Raw genomic sequence first — 18370 nt, 5'->3', positions numbered from 1 at the left:
CGCCCTCTCCGCCCCCGAACCGACACACCCGAAGGCCCACCGGACGGAACCGGTGGGCCTTCGGCGCGCCGTGCCGACGGGGTACGGGGCGTCGTCACCCCGCGGGGGCCTGGACCGGGGACTTGGGGAGGGTGGGCAGGCTCGCCAGCAGGTCGAAGTACATGCCCGCGGCGATGAGGAGCCCGAGGACGCCGAGGGCCAGGCCGCCCCAGGCGACGGCGCGGGTCCAGGTGGCACGCGGCCGGTTGAAGAGCACCGCGGCACCGACGGCCACGGCGAGCAGCGCGAAGACGCCGTTGATCAGCGCGGTGGTGTGCCAGGGCGCCCCGTAGACCGCGGCGATCTGGTCGCCGGCCTTGCCGGACTGGAGCTTGATCTGCCCCAGCAGGGCCTGCCGTTCGGCGAGCAGCGTGCCGAGCCAGGTGCCGGTCACGGAGGCGAGGCCGAGCCCCGCGGCGACGACGGCGCCCGCGCCCCGCTTCACGCCGGACGAGGCGGGGGCCGCGTCGTCTTCGGTCTCGTCGGCCGCGTCCTCGGCGTCTTCGGCGCGCTCCGTGTGCTCGGCGTCGGCGGCGTCCGCCGCCTCGGTGTCATCGGCCGGGTCCGCCCCGCCCCGTTCGCCCGTGCCGGACGCGGAGGCCGCCGCGTCGTCACGGTCACCGGCCGGTTCCCCGGTGGCCTTCCCCTCCGTCCGCGGGGTTTCCGTGGCGGTGTCGGCCGTCACGGACGGGTCGTCGGTTCGCGTCGCGTCGCGCTCGTCGGTCGTCGTCCTGGTCGTTCCCATGGGCGCGACCGTAGGGGCCGCGTCTGAGAGCCGGATGAGAGTCGGATGAACGCCGGGACAGCGACGGGGCGATGCGGGACGACGGGGCCCGGCCTCGCGGCCGTCGCCCCGTGCCGCGGCGCCCCATGCGGCCCCATGCCGCCGTCCCATGCGGCACCGCGCCGCCCCGCCCCATGCCGCCCCGGGACGTGCCCCGCTGGGCCGCCCCGGGGCACCCCCTCACCCCGTAACCGACTCCTCCCCGTCCTCGATGTGGCCCATCAAGCGCCGACGGAACGACGCGTCCTCGGCCGCTGTGAGGGCCAGGTCGTACCAGCCGTGGGCGTCCGCCGCCGCATGGGCGACGGTGCGGGTCGATCCGGCCCGCACCGTCAGCGTGCGCGGTGCGGCGTCCCCGTAGGCGAGTGGGGCCAGCGTGAGGGTGAGGTCGGTGGAGCCGCCGTTGACGACGGTCAGGTGCAGCTCCCGGCGGTCCGCGTCGAGGCGGGTGCGGACGGCCACCGCGGCAGCGGTGCCCCCGGCGCTCCCGGCGAACTCCCGGCGGAAGCCGTTCGGCCCGGTGACGGTGAAGCGGTACGCACCGTCCTTGACCGGCACGTCCCAGGTGCCCTTCCTCGCCACCTCGCGGTGCTGGGGCGTGCCGTACTCCTTCGCGTACGGGTACAGCGCCAGGTGCGCGGAGGCCACGCCGTCGTTGCGGACGGCCAGGCGGAAGAGCCCGGCGCCCGCGTCCAGCGCGCCGTCGGCGTCCGGCTGGTAGGGCAGCGGGCGGGCCGGGCGGACACCGGGCTCCTGCTCCGGGAGCGCCTGCCGGGCGGGCGGCAGCGGCGCCCAGCGGCCGCTGAACGGCGGGATCGCGCCGGGCTGCGCGACCGACGGCTGCCTGCGGCCGCGGCGGAAGTCGAACGCGCCGGTCAGATCGCCGCAGACCGTTCGCCGCCAGGCGCTGATGTTGGGCTCGCGCACCCTCGTCCACTTCTCCAGGAACCGGGTGATCGAGGTGTGGTCGAACACCTGCGAGCAGGCGTAACCGCCCACCGTCCAGGGCGAGATGACGAGCATCGGCACCCGCATGCCCAGCCCCGTCGGCTTCCCGTCCCAGAACTCCCCGTCGGTCCCGGGCGGCGGCACCGGCGGCGGTACGTGGTCGAAGAACCCGTCGTTCTCGTCGTACGTCAGGAACAGCGCGGTGTGCCGCCACACGTCCGGGTTGCGGCCGAGGGCGTCGAGGACCTTGTAGACGATGGTGGCGCTGGCGACGGGCGAGGAGGAGCCCGGGTGCTCGGAGTCGGCGGCCGAGGGGACGATGTACGACACCTCGGGCAGCTTCCCGCTCGCCACATCGGCGGCGAACGCGGTGGCCGTGGAGTCCGGTTCGCCGCGGCGCAGCGCCCGTTCGAAGAGGCTGCGGTCGCCCGCCCCGAGCGCCTGGACGCCCTCCTCCAGCTGCGCCAGCAGCTTCTTGCGGCCGGCGTCGTCGGCGGCGGCCACCTTCCCGTAGAAGGCGGTCATGTTGCTGGCACCGTCCACCTTGGCCAGGGCCTTCTTCGCCACCGCCTTGAAGCTCGCGTAGAACTCCAGGTTGTTGTCGGTGAAGTTGTCCCACTCCTGGTAGACGCGCCAGGTGTGCCCGGCCTTCTCCAGCCGCTCCGGGTACGTCGTCCAGGCGTAGCCGGGGTGGGTGTCCTCGTCGTACGCGTCGTTGCCCACGGCGCGCTTGCCGCTGCCCGGCTCGAAGCCCGTCCAGCCGCTGACCAGGTGGTTGCGGTTGGGGCTGGTGGAGGAGTGGATGGCGGAGTGGTACGCGTCGCAGACGGTGAAGGTGTCGGCCAGCTCGTGGTGGAGCGGCACGTCACGCCGGTCGTAGTGGGCCATGGTGGCGGCGGTCTTGGCGGTGACCCAGTTGTTCATCCAGCCGTCGTTCCACGCCTTGGCGCCGCCGTCCCATTCGTGGTTCAGCGCGCCTATGTACTGAAGGTCCTTGTGCTGCGCCGCGGCCGCCTCGCGTACCGAGAAGGGCAGGACGGTGCCGACGCCGAGCAGCCCCGGCTGCTCGAAGACGCTGCGGCCGCCGGGGAGTTCGACGGCGTTGCGGTCGGCGTAGCCGCGGACGCCGCGCAGGGTCCCGAAGTAGTGGTCGAACGACCGGTTCTCCTGCATCAGCACGACGACATGCCGGATGTCGCCCAGCTCCCCCCCGCGGCGCCCCGGCCGCGCCGCGTCGGCGGCCAGCGCCTGCTGCAGCGACGGCGGCAACAGCGACCCCACGGCCGCCACCCCCGCCGCCGCGCCAACTCCCAGGACCCGTCTACGAGATACCTCCGGTGCCACGCCCGACCTCCCAGTCGACAGTCAATGGTCTTCGGTCAGCCCATTGAGATGGTGCGACTGGGACGGTAGTGGAGCGGTGTGACCGGCGGCAGGTATCGAGGTGACAACTTTGGAACACGTGACCGAACCCCTCGTCGTAAGGGGCTCGCGGCGGCTCGGTCGGCCGGTCGTGCTCGCGGCGGCTCAGCCGGCCAGCAGCGCCGGCGCCAGCTCCCGGAGCTGCCCGAGCCCCGGCTCCAGGTCCGCCGTCAGCGGCTGGACGGCGACATGGTCGGCGCCCGCGTCGAGGTGTTCCCGCACCCGCCGCCGGATCGCGTCCACATCGCCCCAGGCCACCAGCGCGTCGACCAGCCGGTCACTGCCGCCGCCCGCGAAGTCGTCATCGTCGAAGCCGAACCGGCGCAGACTCCCGACATAGTTCGGCAGCGTCAGGTAGTGACGCAGATGGTGCTCGCGGGCCAGGCCGCGGGCGGTGGCCGGGTCGCTCTCCAGCAGCACCGCCTGCTCGGGTGCGAGCAGCGGCCCGGCGCCGAGGACCTCGCGGGCGCGGACGGTGTGCTCCACGGGTACGAAGTACGGATGGGCGCCGGACGCGCGGTCCCGGGCCAGCTCCAGCATCTTCGGGCCGAGCGCCGCCAGCACCCGGCCGGGCTCCGCCGCGGGAGCCGGGCCCTCGTACGGCGCGCCGTCCATCGCGTCGAGGTAGCCCCGCATCGCGGCCAGCGGCTTGGCGTACGTGTGGCCGCGCAGCCCGACGAGCGGGGCGTGGCTGGCGCCGAGGCCGAGCAGGAAACGGCCGTCGTACGCCTCGGCGAGGGTGCGGGTGGCGGCGTGGGAGGCTGCGGCGTCGCGGGCCCAGATGTTGGCGATGCCGGTGGCGACGGTGAGCCGTTCGGTGGCGGCGAGCAGCAGTCCGGCGTGGGTGAACGCCTCCTTCGAGGTGACGCCCTCCCCCACCCACAGGGCGCCGAAGCCGAGGCGTTCGATCTCGGCGGCCGCCTGACGGCCGGTCGCCGCCGGGAGCCGTCCGAGACCGCCGTGCCAGACGCCGATCCGGCCGATCCGCGCGACGAGAGCGTGCTGGGACACCGTTCCTCCAGAGGGTCAGGGGACGTCCGCGTCCCGTTCCGTGCCCCCTGCAGCGTCCTGCGGGCGCCCGGCATTCCTTGATCGGACGGCCGGTACGTGCGAAGGCCGTACGCGAACGGCGGCCGCCTCCCCGGGAGTTCCGGGAGGACGGCCGCCGCTCGCGTGCCGGGAAGGCGTCAGCCCTCGACGCCCAGCTTCTCCAGGATCAACTCCCGGACGCGGGCCGCGTCGGCCTGGCCGCGGGTGGCCTTCATGACCGCGCCGACCAGGGCACCCGCCGCGGCGACCTTGCCGCCGCGGATCTTGTCGGCGATGGCGGCGTTGCCCGCGATGGCCTCGTCGACGGCGGCGCCCAGCGCGCCCTCGTCCGAGACGACCTTCAGGCCGCGCTTCTCGACGACGGTGTCCGGGTCGCCCTCACCGGCAAGCACACCCTCGATGGTCTGCCGGGCCAGCTTGTCGTTGAGGGAACCCTCGTCGACCAGCGCGGCGACCCGGGCGACCTGCGCCGGGGTGATCGGCAGCGCGGCCAGCTCCACGCCGTCCTCGTTGGCGCTGCGGGCCAGCTCGCCCATCCACCACTTACGGGCGGCGGCCGAACCGGCGCCCGCCTCGATGGTGGCGACGATCAGATCGACCGCACCGGCGTTGAGGATCGACTGCATGTCGTGGGCGGAGACGCCCCACTCCTCGCGCAGCCGGTTGCGGCGGATCCGCGGCAGCTCGGGCAGGACCGCCCGCAGCTCCTCGACCCAGGCGCGCGCGGGGGCGACCGGCACCAGGTCCGGCTCGGGGAAGTAGCGGTAGTCCTCGGCGTTGTCCTTGATGCGGCCGGCCGTCGTCGAGCCGTCCTCCTCGTGGAAGTGCCGGGTCTCCTGGACGATGGTGCCGCCGGAGGAGAGGACCGCGGCGTGCCGCTGGATCTCGAAGCGCGCCGCCCGCTCCACGGAGCGCAGCGAGTTGACGTTCTTCGTCTCCGAGCGGGTGCCGAACGTCTCGGTGCCGTTCGGGCGCAGGGAGAGGTTGACGTCGCAGCGCATCTGGCCCATCTCCATGCGCGCCTCGGAGACGCCCAGGGCCCTGATCAGCTCACGCAGCTCGGCGACGTACGCCTTGGCGACCTCGGGGGCCCGCTCACCGGCGCCCTCGATCGGCTTGGTGACGATCTCGATGAGGGGGATACCGGCGCGGTTGTAGTCGAGCAGGGAGTGGGACGCGCCGTGGATACGGCCGGTGGCGCCGCCGACGTGCGTCGACTTGCCGGTGTCCTCCTCCATGTGGGCGCGCTCGATCTGGACGCGGAAGACCTCGCCGTCCTCCAGCTGTACGTCGAGGTAGCCGTCGTAGGCGATCGGCTCGTCGTACTGGGAGGTCTGGAAGTTCTTCGGCATGTCCGGATAGAAGTAGTTCTTCCGGGCGAAGCGGCACCACTCGGCGATGGAGCAGTTCAGTGCCAGGCCGATCTTGATCGCCGACTCGACACCGATCGCGTTGACGACCGGGAGGGAGCCGGGCAGGCCCAGGCAGGTGGGGCAGGTCTGCGCGTTGGCGTCGGCACCCAGCGTGGTGGCGCACCCGCAGAACATCTTGGTCTTGGTGCCGAGCTCGACATGGACCTCCAGGCCCATGACGGGGTCGTAGGACGCGAGGGCGTCCTCGTACGGCACCAGGTCAGTGACTGTCACGGTGAAACTTTCCCTCTCAGCCCAGCAGGACGTCGTCGTCGCCCAGGCGCTTCAGTTCGCGGTAGAGGATCGCCAGGCCGGTGACGATCGCCGCGGCGGAGACGCCGGCGTCGATCAGCCGCAGCGTGTCGTGATCGTTGCGGGCCTCCCTGGCCTGCTTGAACACGCCGAAGGCACCGAACGCGGTGGTGCCGATCGACAGGTACACGCCGGACTTCGACTTCTTGAAGTTCTTGGCCTTCTTGCCGATGTTGCTCACAGTGACGGTGCCTCCTCCAGCAGCGGGTGGCCCCACTTTTCCACGAAGGCGGCCTCGACGGCGGCTCCGACCTGGTACAGCCGGTCGTCCTTCATGGCGGGGGCGATGATCTGCAGTCCGACGGGCAGGCCGTCCTCGGGCGCCAGGCCGCAGGGCAGCGACATGGCGGCGTTTCCGGCGAGGTTCGTCGGGATGGTGCACAGGTCGGCGAGGTACATCGCCATCGGGTCGTCGGCCCGCTCACCGATCGGGAAGGCGGTGGTGGGCGTCGTCGGCGAGACGATGACGTCGACCTTCTCGAAGGACTTCGCGAAGTCCTGGGTGATCAGCGTGCGGACCTTCTGCGCCGAGCCGTAGTAGGCGTCGTAGTAGCCGGAGCTGAGCGCGTAGGTGCCGAGGATGACGCGGCGCTTGACCTCGTCGCCGAAGCCGGCCTCGCGGGTGAGGGCGGTGACCTCCTCGGCGGACTTCGTGCCGTCGTCGCCGACGCGCATGCCGTAGCGCATCGCGTCGAACCGGGCGAGGTTCGAGGAGCACTCGGACGGCGCGAGCAGGTAGTACGCGGAGAGCGCCAGGTCGAAGGAGGGGCAGTCCAGCTCGACGATCTCGGCGCCGAGGCTCTTCAGCAGCTCGACGGACTCCTCGAACCGCTGCACCACACCGGCCTGGTAGCCCTCGCCGCGGAACTGCTTGACGACGCCGACGCGCATGCCCTGCACGCTGCCGTTGCGGGCCGCCTCGACGACCGGCGGGACCGGCGCGTCGATGGAGGTGGAGTCCAGCTCGTCGTGGCCGGCGATCGCCTCGTGCAGCAGCGCCGCGTCCAGGACCGTACGGGCGCAGGGGCCGCCCTGGTCGAGGGAGGAGGAGAAGGCGACCATGCCGTAGCGGGAAACCGCGCCGTAGGTGGGCTTGACGCCGACCGTGCCGGTGACGGCGGCGGGCTGGCGGATGGAGCCGCCGGTGTCCGTGCCGATGGCGAGCGGTGCCTGGAAGGAGGCGAGGGCGGCGGAGGAGCCGCCTCCGGAACCGCCGGGGATCTTGGTGAGGTCCCAGGGGTTGCCGGTCGGGCCGTAGGCGCTGTTCTCGGTGGAGGACCCCATGGCGAACTCGTCCATGTTGGTCTTGCCGAGGATGACGACGTCGGCGTCCTTGAGGCGCTGGGTGAGCGTCGCGTCGTACGGCGGGATCCAGCCTTCGAGGATCTTGGAGCCGACGGTGGTGGGCATCGTCCGCGTGGTGAAGATGTCCTTCAGCGCGAGCGGGACACCGGCCAGCGGGCCGAGCTTCTCGCCGCGGGCGCGCTTCTCGTCGACGGCGCGGGCCTGGGCCAGCGCGCCCTCGCGGTCGACGTGGAGGTAGGCGTGCACCTTCTCGTCGACAGCCTCGATACGGGCCAGATGGGCCTCGGTCACCTCGACGGCGGTGACCTCGCCGGACGCGATCTTCGCCGCGGTCTCGGCGGCGGTGAGCTTGATCAGGTCTGCCATGTCGGTCACTCCTCCCCCAGGATCTGCGGCACCTTGAAACGCTGCTGCTCCTGGGCGGGGGCGCCGGAGAGCGCCTGCTCGGGAGTGAGCGACGGACGGACCTCGTCCGCCCGCATGACGTTGGTCAGGGGCAGCGGGTGGGAGGTCGGCGGTACGTCTTGATCGGCGACCTCGGAGACGCGGGCGACCGCGCCGATGATGTCGTCGAGCTGTCCGGCGAAGTGGTCGAGCTCTTCGTCCTTCAGCTCCAGACGTGCCAGCCGGGCGAGGTGGGCGACCTCCTCGCGCGTGATGCCAGGCATGCAGCGTTCCTCTGCTGGTTCTCGGAGTTCTTCGTGAACGTGAATCTGTCGGAGATCTACGTGAATCTGTACGGCCCAATCCTATGGCCCCGGCGTACGGAGCCGCGCCTGCGTTCCTGCGGGGCGAACGGGCGGCACCGGCGGGGCGGCCCGGGCGCCCTCGGCGGGCAGGGTGCTCCGGTGCGGTACGGGCCCGGCGGTGCGGTACGGGCCCGGTGCGGTACGCGCCCGGTGCCGCCGTGGCCCGGGGTCAGCGGTTCCCGGCGGGCGGGGCGTCGGGGGCGCCGGGCGGGGTGGCTTCGCCGGGTGCGGCGGGCGGGGACGGTTCGCCGGGTGCGCCTGATGTGGCGGGCGAGGCCCGTTCGGCGGGCGTGGCGGCTCCCCCGGGCTCGCCGGACGCGGCAGGCTCGCCGGACGCGTCCGCCGCACGGGCTTCCCCAGGCGCGGCGGACGCATCCGGCGACGGCCGGTCGGTGTGGTCGGAGCGGGGAGGTGGGACGGCCGGTGGCCGGGTCCTCAGTTCAGGACCTGTCCCGAAGGGCGGTCTGCCGCCTTCTCCGCCGCCAGGGCGGCCGTCTCCGATTCACGGTGCCAACCGCTCTTGCCACGGGCGCGCAGCCAGGCGGTGGTCTCGTCCGGTGGCATCGCCGCCGCCACCAGCCAGCCCTGCACGGCGTCGCACCCGAGGTCGCGCAGGCGCTCCCAGGTCTCGTCGTCCTCCACGCCCTCGGCGACGACCAGCAACCCGAGGGAGTGGGCGAGGTCGAGGGTGCAGCGGACGATCTCGGCGTCCTCGTTGTCGACCGCGAGCCGGGCCACGAAGGAACGGTCGATCTTCAGCTCGCTGACCGGCAGCCGCCGCAGATGGACCAGGGAGGAGTAGCCGGTGCCGAAGTCGTCGAGGGACATCTTGACGCCGTGCCCGGTCAGCCCGGCGAGGGTGTCGGCCGCCCGCTGCGGGTCCTCCAGCAGCACATGCTCGGTGATCTCCAGCTGGAGAGCTCCGGGAGGGACGCGGTGCCGGGCGAGACGGGCGGCGACCGCACCGGCGAAGCCCGGCGAGTGCACATCGCGCGGCGAGACATTGACCGCGACCGGCACCTCCAGGCCCATCGCCCGCCACCGCGCCACCTGGGCGAGCGCGGTCTCCAGCACGTACTCCGTCAGCCGGGGCATCAGGCCGGAGGTCTCGGCGATGGCGATGAACTCGTCGGGAGGCACCCGCCCGCGGTCCGGGTGCACCCACCGCACCAGCGCCTCCAGGCCCGCGACATGGCCGTCGAAGCCGACCTTCGGCTGGTAGTGCAGCTCGACGTCCCCGGCGTCGAGGGCGCGGCGCAGATCGCCGAGGAGGCCGAGGCGGTCGGGGGTGTTGCCGTCGCGCCGGGCCTCGTAGACCTCGACGCCGCTGCGGTCCCGCTTGGCCTGGTACATCGCGACGTCGGCGCGGCGCAGCAATCCCTCGGCGTCCAGCGCGTGGTCCGGGAAGACGGCGACCCCCGCGCTCGCTTCGAGTACGAGGGTCAGACCGTCGAGGTCGAGGGGGGAGCCCAGCGCGGCGACGAGGTTGCGGGCCACCCGCTGGGCGCTGGTGAGCGAATCGGCCGTGGGGAGCAGTACGGCGAACTCGTCCCCGCCCAGACGGGCCGCCTCGGCGCCGCGCGGGAGGGCGGCGCGCAGCCGGTCGGCGATCTGCAGCAGCAGGCGGTCACCGGCGAGATGCCCGAGGGTGTCGTTGACCGAACGGAAGCGGTCGAGGTCGATCAGGACCAGGGCGCACCGGGCCTCGATCCGCTCGGCCTCGTCCAGCGCGGACCAGGTGCGCTCCAACAGCCACTGGCGGTTGGGGAGTCCGGTGAGCGGATCGCGCAGCTGCTCCTCGGCGCGGGCGCGGGCGATCCAGAGGGTGGAGTCGAGGGCGATGAGCGGGACGGCGTAGAGCGGCAGCAGCAGCGGGGCGTGGTCGGCGGTGACGGCGATCAGCGGGGCGATGCCGAACAGGGCGACGCCGACGAGCATCTGACGGGTCAGCGCGGTCCGGGTGACGGTGGGCAGGCCGCCGCCGCGCGGCAGCAGGGTGCACCACAACAGGCCGCGGGTGACGAGGAGATAGCAGGCGGCGGCCGCAACGACCTGCGGGAGGACGGAGAGATCCCACGCCTCGGGCCGCCAGGGGTGGCGGACCGTCGCCGTGCTGCCGAGGGCCGTGCCGGCGAGGGCGGCGGCCCCCACGCCCAGCAGGTCGACCGCACCGTGCAGAACGGCCTGCCGCCAGCGGTGGCGGCGGGCCGCGCCGACGAGGACGACGACGGCGAGGCTGACCAGGACGGCGGGCATCCAGCCGTAGAGGAGGACGACGGCGAGGGCGAGGGCGGCACCGGAGCCGGTGCCGCCCCACCAGCGGTCGCGGCCGAGGGCGACGAGATGGCCGACGATGATGCCGGTGAGGACGGCGAGCGACCAGCCGACGGTGCCGGAGGGGAAGAGCTCCCGCCGCTCGCCCAGTGTCCAGATCACCCCGGTCAGGAGGGTGAGGCCCGCGAGGACCGTGAAGGCGGCGGGCAGCGCGGGCACGACAAGCCGGCGGAGCCGCGACGCCGGAGCGGCGCTGTCGGTCGGTTTCATTCCGATCCCTCTCACAGCCGGCTGTGCCCGCGCCACGGCAGGCGCACCCCTCAACAGTAGGACGCGAAGGGCCCCTACGGGCAGCGATCGGCAGCGGTTGCCCGAATGCGACCCGGCCATCCCGATCACTCTGGTATGCGCCGAAGGGGCTGGCCTGTCACTCCTCCTCGGGCGGCGTGACCGCTACCTCACGTGCCGCGTCGGGCCCTTGTTCCAGCAGCACCGCGAAGCCGTCGTCGTCCAGAACGGGCACCTTCAGCTGCATCGCCTTGTCGTACTTGGAACCGGGGTTGTCACCCACGACGACGAATCCGGTCTTCTTGGAAACGGAACCGGTCACCTTCGCCCCGAGACTCTGCAGGGCCTCTTTCGCGCCATCTCTGGTGTGGGACGCCAGGGTGCCGGTGACGACGACGGTGACGCCTTCCAGCGGGCGCGGGCCCTCGTCGTCCTGCTGCTCCTCCTCCATACGGACACCGGCCGCGCGCCAGCTCTCGATGATCTGGCGGTGCCAGTCCACCTCGAACCAGCGCTTGAGGGAGGCGGCGATGGTGGGCCCGACGCCCTCCACGGCGGCCAGCTCCGCCTCGTCGGCCTCGCGGATGCGGTCGATGGAGCGGAATTCGCGGGCCAGCGCCTCGGCGGCCACCGGGCCGACATGACGGATCGACAGGCCGGTGATGATCCGGGCCAGCGGACGCTCCTTGGCCGCCTGGATGTTCTCCAGCATGGCCAGGGCGTTCTTCTTCGGCTCGCCCTTCTGGTTGGCGAAGAACGTCACGATCTTCTCTTCGCCGGTCTTCGGGTCCCTCTTGGGCAGGCCGGAATCCGGGTCCAGGACAGAGGACTTGATGGGCAGCAGTTGCTCGATGGAGAGGCCGAAAAGGTCGCCCTCGTCCTTCAGCGGCGGCTCGGCGGGCTCCAGCGGCTGGCTGAGCGCGGTGGCGGCGACATAGCCGAAGTTCTCGATGTCCAGGCATTTGCGCCCGGCGAGGTAGAAGAGCCGCTCGCGGATCTGCGCGGGGCAGGAGCGGGCGTTGGGACACCGCAGGTCGATGTCGCCCTCCTTGGCCGGCTGCAGCGGCGTACCGCACTCGGGGCAGTCGGCGGGCATGACGAACTCCCGCTCGCCGCCGTCGCGCAGATCGGCCACCGGGCCGAGGATCTCCGGGATGACGTCACCCGCCTTGCGGATGACGACGGTGTCGCCGATGAGGACGCCCTTGGCCTTGACGACGTCCTGGTTGTGGAGCGTGGCGAACTCGACCTCGGACCCGGCGACGGTGACCGGCTCGACGACGGCGTACGGCGTGACGCGGCCGGTGCGTCCGACGCCGACGCGGATGTCGACGAGCTTGGTGTTGACCTCCTCCGGCGGGTACTTCCAGGCGATGGCCCAGCGCGGGGCGCGGGAGGTGGAGCCCAACCGACCCTGGAGCGGGATCTCGTCGAGCTTGACGACCACGCCGTCGATCTCGTGCGCGACGGCGGTGCGGCGGATCTCGGGGTCGGCGTGGCGGGCGATGAACTCGCGGACGGCGGCGAGGGAGTCGACGACGCGGTTGTGCGCGGCGGTGGGCAGGCCCCATTCGCGCAGCAGGTCGTAGGCGTGCGACTGACAGTCGATGGCGAAACCCTGCCGGGCGCCGACGCCGTGGACGACCATGTGCAGCGGCCGGGTGGCGGTGACCTTGGGGTCCTTCTGGCGGAGCGAACCGGCGGCGGCGTTGCGCGGGTTGGCGAACGGGGGCTTGCCGTCGGCGACGAGGCGTTCGTTGAGCTCCAGGAACTTTTCCATGGGGAAGTACACCTCCCCGCGGACCTCGACCAGCTCCGGGATCCGTTCGCCGGTGAGGCGGTGCGGGATCTCGGCGATGGTGCGGACGTTGGGCGTGATGTCCTCGCCGGTGCGGCCGTCGCCGCGGGTGGCGGCGCGGGTGAGGCGGCCGTGCTCGTAGGTGAGGTTGACGGCGAGGCCGTCCACCTTCAGCTCGCACAGGAAGTGGTAACCGGCACTCTTCGGGTCGCCGCCCAGCTCCCCGGCGATCCGCTCGGCCCAGGCGGCCAACTCCTCGTCGTCGAAGGCGTTGTCGAGGGAGAGCATCCGCTCGCGGTGCTCGACCTCGGTGAACTCCGTGGCGTACGCACCGGCGACCTTCTGGGTCGGGGAATCCGGGGTGCGCAGTTCGGGGTGTGCCTCCTCCATCGCCTCCAGGGAGCGCAGCAGCCGGTCGAACTCCGCGTCGCTGATGACCGGAGCGTCCTTCACGTAGTACCGGAAGCGGTGCTCCTCGATCTGCTCAGCGAGCCGCGCGTGCTCCTCCCGCGCCGCCGCGGGCACCTCTGATGCCACTGCGTGCTGTTCGCCAGCCACCGTCTTGTCCTCCCGTGATCCGTGAGTGGTCGTCACTCAGGGTTGTCTGCGAGCGAGGTCGCGGCCCGGACGACGTGGGCGAGCACGGAGCGGGCGTATGCGGGCGAAGCGCCCGCGAGCCCGCACGACGGGGTGACGACCACGGACTCGGCGAGAGTCCCCGGCGTCAGCCCCAGCCTGCGCCACAGCGTCCTGACACCCATGACGCTACCGGCAGGGTCTGACAATCGGCCGTCCACGCCGGGCACCACCCCGGCGAAGAGCGCGGTGCCGCCCTCCACCGCCTCGCCGATCGCCTCCTCCTCACGCTCGGTGAGCAGGGAGAAATCGAACGAGATGCCCTGGGCACCGGCCCGGCGCAGCAGCGCGAACGGGACGGCGGGCGCGCACGAATGGACGACGACGGGGACGCCGTCCGCGGCGTCGACGACGGTCCGCAGCGCGGCCTCGACGTCGGCGCGGTCGACGACCGGGTGGGTGCGGTATCCGCTGGCGGACTTCACCCGGCCCTGGAGGACGGCGGTGAGCGACGGCTCGTCGAGCTGGAGCACGGGCCGCGCGCCGGGCACCCGGCGCCGGAGGTCCGCGAGGTGGGCGCGTACCCCCTCGGCCAGGGAGGCGGTCAGGTCGCGGCAGGCACCGCGGTCGCTGACGGCGGCCTCGCCGTTGCGCAACTCCAGGGCGGCGGCGAGGGTCCACGGTCCGACGGCGGAGACCTTCAGCGGGCCCTCGTGCCCCTGGGTGAACTCCTCCAGGGCGTCGAGGTCCTCGCCGAGCCAGGCGCGGGCGCGGCGGGTGTCGCGCCCGGGGCGGTCGCTGATCCGCCAGCCGCTGGGCTCCACATGGGCGTACAGCTCGACGAGGAGGCCGCAGGTCCGGCCGATCATGTCGGCTCCGGGGCCGCGGGCGGGCAGCTCCGGCAGGTGCGGGAAGGTCTCCAGCGAGCCGGTGACGGTCCTGACCGCCTCGCGCGCGTCGCCGCCGGGCATCGAGCCCACGGCAGTCGCCGTCCCCGCGCCCCAGGGGCGCGCGCCGCCCCGCTCGTCCGTGCCGCTGCGCTCACTCGTACTGTTCTCGCTCACCCCGGAAGCGTATGACGCGGTACGTCACCTGGTGGCGGGTGGCCCGCCCGGGGCTCACGGGGGCGCCCCGGAGAGGCAGGCGTTCCCCGGGGCGCGGTGCTCAGCGCCCCGGGCGGACCGAGAGGTCGTTGATCTCGGCGTCCCGCGGCAGGTCGACGGCGGCGAGGATGGCCGTCGCGACCGACTCGGGGTCGATCCAGCGCGAGGCGTCGTACTCCTTGCCCTCCTGCTGGTGCGTGCGGGCCTGCATCGGCGTGGCCGTCCGGCCCGGGTAGACGGAGGTGACCCGCACGCCGTTGCCGTGCTCCTCGCCGCGCAGCGCGTCGGCGAGCGCCTTCAGGCCGTGCTTGCTCGCCGCGTACGCGCCCCACTCGGGGTTGGCGCGCAGCCCGGCTCCGGAGTTGACGAAGACGACGTGCCCCTTGGCGACGCGGACCAGCGGCAGCAGCAGCCGGGTCAGCTCGGCGGGCGAGACGAGGTTGGCGGCGAGCTGCCGCTGCCACGCCTTGGCGCCGAGGTCACCGATCGCGCCCAGCTCGATGACGCCGGCGATGTGCATCAGCGAGTCGAGCCGTTCGGGCAGCGGCTGCTTGCCCAGCGCCCAGTCGAGCTTCTCCGGGGTGGCGAGGTCGCCCACCAGCGTCCGGGCGCCCGGGTACCGCGCGGCCAGCTCCTTGGCCCGCCCGGCGTCCCGGGCCAGCAGCCACAGGTCCTCCCCGCGCTCCGCCAGCCGCCGTGCGACCGCCGCTCCGATGCCCGACCCTGCGCCCGTGATCAAGTGCGTACCCATACCCCGATCCTAACGAGCCGCCGCGGGCACTCCACCCATACCCCCGCAAGGGCCGCATATCGCCGAACACCCGAGTGACCTGGGTGTATGCCGCCGCGAGCCGGGTCAGGCGGTGATGCCCGCCTGCTCCTCCAGATACGCCAGGGCGCCCACGCCGTCCTCGGCGAAGAAGACCAGTTCGGTCAGGGGCAGCGGCAGGAAGCCCTCGGCCTCCATGCGCTGGAACTGTGCCTTGAGGCCGTCGTAGAAGCCCGCGGTGTTCAGCAGGACGACCGGCTTGGTGTGCATCCCGTGCTTGCGCAGCTCCAGGATCTCGGTGGCCTCGTCGAGCGTGCCGGTGCCGCCGACCATGATCACGATGGCGTCTGCCCGCTCCAGCAGCTGCGCCTTCCGTTCGGCGAGATCCCGGGTGACGACCATCTCGTCCGCGCCGGAGCGCGCCTTGTGCGCCAGGAACTCCACGGAGACGCCGATCAGCCGTCCGCCGGTCTCCTGCACGCCGTCCGCCATGACCTGCATCAGGCCGGTGTCGGAACCGCCCCACACCAGGGAGTGGCCGCCCTTGCCGATCAGCTCGGCGAACTGCCGGGCGGGGGTGACGTAACGGTCGTCGAGGTCGGCGGCGGAACAGAAGACGCAGATGTTCATACGCGCCAGCTTACGAGCCGGGGCGCGGCGCCCCTCGGGCGGCCGCGGCGGAGGTGGCGCGGAGGTGCCGTGCCGGGCGGGCGACCGGCACCGTCGGCCCCGCACGTCGTTGGGCGGGGCCGCCGGGCGCGTCAGATCAGGCCCTGGGCGAGCATCGCGTCCGCGACCCGCTCGAAGCCCGCGATGTTCGCGCCCGCGACATAGTCGCCCGGCATACCGAAGCGCTCGGCCGTCTCGTAGCAGGTGTCGTGGATGTGCCGCATGATCGCGGCGAGTTCACCCTCGGCCCGCTCGAAGCTCCACGCCTCGCGCGCGGAATTCTGCCGCATCTCCAGCGCGCTGGTGGCGACGCCGCCCGCGTTGGCGGCCTTGCCCGGCCCGAACGCGACACCGGCGTCCTTCAGCAGCGTCACCGCCTCCGGGGTCGTCGGCATGTTCGCGCCCTCCGAGACGGCCTTGACGCCGTTGCGGATCAGCGTGCGGGCGGCGTCCGCGTCCAGCTCGTTCTGGGTGGCCGACGGCAGCGCGACGTCACAGGGGACGTCCCACACCCGGCCGCCGGGGACGTACCGGGCCGAACTGCCGCGCCGCTCGGCGTACTCGGAGATGCGGCCGCGCTCGACCTCCTTGATCTCCTGGAGCAGCGGCAGGTCGATGCCCTTCTCGTCGACGACATAGCCGCCGGAGTCCGAGCAGGTCAGGACGTGTGCGCCCAGCGCCTGGGCCTTCTCGATGGTGTAGATGGCGACATTGCCGGAGCCGGAGACGGCGACCTGACGGCCGTCCAGCTCCTCGCCGCGCCGCTTCAGCATCTCCTCGGTGAAGAGGACGTTGCCGTACCCGGTGGCCTCCGTACGGGCCTTGGAGCCGCCCCAGTCGAGGCCCTTGCCGGTGAGCACCCCGGCCTCCCAGCGGTTGGTGATCCGCCGGTACTGGCCGAAGAGGTAGCCGATCTCGCGGCCGCCGACGCCGATGTCACCGGCCGGCACATCGGTGTGCTCGCCCAGATGCCGGTACAGCTCCGTCATGAACGACTGACAGAACCGCATGACCTCGGCGTCGGACCTGCCGTGCGGATCGAAGTCGCTGCCGCCCTTGCCGCCGCCGATATTGAGGCCGGTGAGAGAATTCTTGAAGATCTGCTCGAAACCGAGGAACTTCACGATTCCGAGATTGACCGAGGAATGAAACCGCAGTCCGCCCTTGTACGGACCGAGTGCGCTGTTGAATTCCACCCGGAAGCCCCGGTTGACGCGGATCGCCCCGGAATCGTCCTGCCACGGCACCCGGAAGATGATCTGCCGCTCGGGCTCGCAGATCCGCTCCACGATCCTGGCCTCGGCGAACTCCGGCCGCGCCGCGAGCACCGGGGCCAGCGTCTCCAGCACCTCCAGCGCCGCCTGGTGGAATTCCGGCTCCCCGGGATTCCGCCGGACCAGCTCCGCGTGCAGGGCCTTGTGCCACCCCGGGTGAACTCCGGACCGGCCCTCGGACTGAACAGTCGACATGCTTTCGGATCCCTTCCTGACCGACGAAAAGCCGCCCGCGCCCCGATTCCTGACGAAATCGAAAGGGGCGGCGGCTTACGGAAACGTCCTGTCGCAGCTCCGAGACTATTTGCCGCAGGGCCCCACATCGAGAGCACTGTGGGGAAAACCTCATCCGCACCGCGGAATCCGGCCGCGCCCGGCGGAGGGGAAGGCCCCCGCACGGAACCTTCCCCTCCGGGACCGACCGCGGACCCCCTACGCCCCCGCCGCCGCCCGGCGCCGGGTCGTGGCGATGGTGGCGGAGCCGACGACGCGGGTGTCGTCGTAGAGGACGACGGCCTGGCCGGGGGCGACGCCGCGGACCGGTTCGGCGAAGGTGACGTGCAGCTCCTCGCCGTCGACCAGCTCGGCGCGCACCTCCGTCTCGCCGCCGTGGGCGCGCAACTGGGCGGTGTACGTGGCCGGGCCGTCGGCCGGCGGGCGGCCGCACCAGCGGGGACGTATCGCGGTGAGGGCGGTGACGTCGAGGGAGGCGGCGGGGCCGACGGTGACGGTGTTGTCGACCGGGGAGATGTCGAGGACGTAGCGCGGCTTGCCGTCGGGGGCGGGGGTGCCGATGCGCAGGCCCTTGCGCTGGCCGATGGTGAAGCCGTAGGCGCCGTCGTGGCTGCCGAGGCGGTTGCCGGACTCGTCGACGACGGCGCCCTCGGCGGTGCCCAGGCGCTTGGCGAGGAAGCCCTGGGTGTCGCCGTCGGCGATGAAACAGATGTCGTGGCTGTCCGGCTTCTTGGCGACGAACAGGCCGCGCCGGGCGGCCTCCTCGCGGATCTCCGCCTTGGTGGTGCGGGTGTCGCCCAGCGGGAACATCGCGTGCGCCAGCTGCCGGTCGTCGAGCACCCCGAGGACGTACGACTGGTCCTTGGCCATGTCGGAGGCGCGGTGCAGCTCACGGCTGCCGTCCTCGCGCAGCACGACGGTGGCGTAGTGGCCGGTGCAGACGGCGTCGAAGCCGAGGGCGAGGGCCTTGTCGAGCAGCGCGGCGAACTTGATCTTCTCGTTGCAGCGCAGGCAGGGGTTGGGGGTGCGGCCGGCCTCGTACTCGGCGACGAAGTCCTCGACGACGTCCTCGCGGAAGCGCTCGGCGAGATCCCAGACGTAGAACGGGATGCCGATGACGTCGGCGGCGCGGCGGGCGTCGTGGGAGTCCTCGATGGTGCAACAGCCGCGGGCGCCGGTCCGGAACGATTTCGGGTTCTCGGACAGCGCGAGGTGCACGCCGGTCACATCGTGTCCGGCCTCGGCGGCGCGGGCGGCGGCGACGGCGGAGTCGACACCGCCGGACATGGCGGCGAGTACGCGCAGGCGGCGGGGTGCGTCAGTCATAACTTCTCCAGAGTAGACGGAACCACCGACAGGCCCGT

At 72.5% G+C, this 18370-nt stretch carries 14 protein-coding genes; all 14 read right to left on the bottom strand.

Going from position 1 to position 18370, the window contains the following annotated elements; translation table 11 throughout:
* Positions 1-94: 94 nt before the first annotated feature.
* The 14 genes from OG422_RS22460 to mnmA all read right to left on the bottom strand — a co-directional run bounded on the left by OG422_RS22460 (position 95) and on the right by mnmA (position 18332).
* Entirely contained in the window at positions 95-784 is a 690-nt protein-coding gene (locus OG422_RS22460; protein WP_405744822.1) for a hypothetical protein, read from the bottom strand.
* A 219-nt stretch (positions 785-1003) separates the two neighbouring features.
* Entirely contained in the window at positions 1004-3115 is a 2112-nt protein-coding gene (locus OG422_RS22455) for a phosphocholine-specific phospholipase C (RefSeq protein WP_405744820.1), read from the bottom strand.
* Positions 3116-3298: 183 nt separating this feature from the next.
* Positions 3299-4204 (bottom strand): LLM class F420-dependent oxidoreductase, encoded by a 906-nt coding sequence (locus OG422_RS22450; protein WP_405744817.1) that lies wholly within the window; start codon positions 4202-4204, stop codon positions 3299-3301.
* 176 nt (positions 4205-4380) lie between these two features.
* Positions 4381-5889, bottom strand: coding sequence for an Asp-tRNA(Asn)/Glu-tRNA(Gln) amidotransferase subunit GatB (gene gatB / locus OG422_RS22445; RefSeq protein ID WP_405744814.1), 1509 nt, complete (start codon positions 5887-5889; stop codon positions 4381-4383).
* 16 nt (positions 5890-5905) lie between these two features.
* A complete protein-coding gene (locus OG422_RS22440) occupies positions 5906-6139 on the bottom strand; it encodes a hypothetical protein (protein WP_185994060.1) in 234 nt (77 codons plus the stop codon).
* Positions 6140-6144: 5 nt separating this feature from the next.
* Complete coding sequence (gatA, locus tag OG422_RS22435; RefSeq protein ID WP_143943736.1) at positions 6145-7638, bottom strand: Asp-tRNA(Asn)/Glu-tRNA(Gln) amidotransferase subunit GatA; 1494 nt, start codon at positions 7636-7638, stop codon at positions 6145-6147.
* Positions 7639-7643: 5 nt separating this feature from the next.
* Entirely contained in the window at positions 7644-7940 is a 297-nt protein-coding gene (gatC, locus tag OG422_RS22430) for an Asp-tRNA(Asn)/Glu-tRNA(Gln) amidotransferase subunit GatC (RefSeq protein WP_030258164.1), read from the bottom strand.
* Positions 7941-8456: 516 nt separating this feature from the next.
* A complete protein-coding gene (locus OG422_RS22425) occupies positions 8457-10565 on the bottom strand; it encodes a bifunctional diguanylate cyclase/phosphodiesterase (protein ID WP_143942095.1) in 2109 nt (702 codons plus the stop codon).
* A gap of 157 nt (positions 10566-10722) precedes the next feature.
* Entirely contained in the window at positions 10723-12939 is a 2217-nt protein-coding gene (gene ligA / locus OG422_RS22420) for an NAD-dependent DNA ligase LigA (RefSeq protein ID WP_143942094.1), read from the bottom strand.
* A 32-nt stretch (positions 12940-12971) separates the two neighbouring features.
* A complete protein-coding gene (locus OG422_RS22415) occupies positions 12972-14021 on the bottom strand; it encodes a methionine synthase (RefSeq protein ID WP_405744808.1) in 1050 nt (349 codons plus the stop codon).
* Positions 14022-14121: 100 nt separating this feature from the next.
* Complete coding sequence (locus tag OG422_RS22410; RefSeq protein WP_405744805.1) at positions 14122-14811, bottom strand: SDR family oxidoreductase; 690 nt, start codon at positions 14809-14811, stop codon at positions 14122-14124.
* 105 nt (positions 14812-14916) lie between these two features.
* Complete coding sequence (locus tag OG422_RS22405) at positions 14917-15459, bottom strand: TIGR00730 family Rossman fold protein (RefSeq protein ID WP_143942091.1); 543 nt, start codon at positions 15457-15459, stop codon at positions 14917-14919.
* A gap of 131 nt (positions 15460-15590) precedes the next feature.
* On the bottom strand, positions 15591-16967 hold the full coding sequence (gene gdhA, locus OG422_RS22400) for an NADP-specific glutamate dehydrogenase (protein ID WP_405744802.1): 1377 nt from the start codon (positions 16965-16967) through the stop codon (positions 15591-15593).
* 237 nt (positions 16968-17204) lie between these two features.
* A complete protein-coding gene (gene mnmA, locus OG422_RS22395; RefSeq protein WP_405744799.1) occupies positions 17205-18332 on the bottom strand; it encodes a tRNA 2-thiouridine(34) synthase MnmA in 1128 nt (375 codons plus the stop codon).
* Between the last annotated feature and the right edge of the window lie 38 nt (positions 18333-18370).

The organism is Streptomyces sp. NBC_01525, from assembly GCF_045040405.1.
Lineage (GTDB): Bacteria > Actinomycetota > Actinomycetes > Streptomycetales > Streptomycetaceae > Streptomyces > Streptomyces benahoarensis.
Note: the sequence above shows the minus strand (reverse complement) of the source record. Positions and strands in the feature narration are given on the sequence as shown.

Excerpts from the sequence above, each read along its gene's own strand:
- OG422_RS22410 (WP_405744805.1), bottom strand. The coding sequence starts at position 14,811 with ATGGGTACGCACTTGATCACGGGCGCAGGGTCGGGCATCGGAGCGGCG.
- mnmA (WP_405744799.1), bottom strand. The coding sequence starts at position 18,332 with ATGACTGACGCACCCCGCCGCCTGCGCGTACTCGCCGCCATGTCCGGC.
- gatA (WP_143943736.1), bottom strand. The coding sequence starts at position 7,638 with ATGGCAGACCTGATCAAGCTCACCGCCGCCGAGACCGCGGCGAAGATC.
- gdhA (WP_405744802.1), bottom strand. The coding sequence starts at position 16,967 with ATGTCGACTGTTCAGTCCGAGGGCCGGTCCGGAGTTCACCCGGGGTGG.
- OG422_RS22460 (WP_405744822.1), bottom strand. The coding sequence starts at position 784 with ATGGGAACGACCAGGACGACGACCGACGAGCGCGACGCGACGCGAACC.
- gatC (WP_030258164.1), bottom strand. The coding sequence starts at position 7,940 with ATGCCTGGCATCACGCGCGAGGAGGTCGCCCACCTCGCCCGGCTGGCA.
- OG422_RS22405 (WP_143942091.1), bottom strand. The coding sequence starts at position 15,459 with ATGAACATCTGCGTCTTCTGTTCCGCCGCCGACCTCGACGACCGTTAC.
- OG422_RS22425 (WP_143942095.1), bottom strand. The coding sequence starts at position 10,565 with ATGAAACCGACCGACAGCGCCGCTCCGGCGTCGCGGCTCCGCCGGCTT.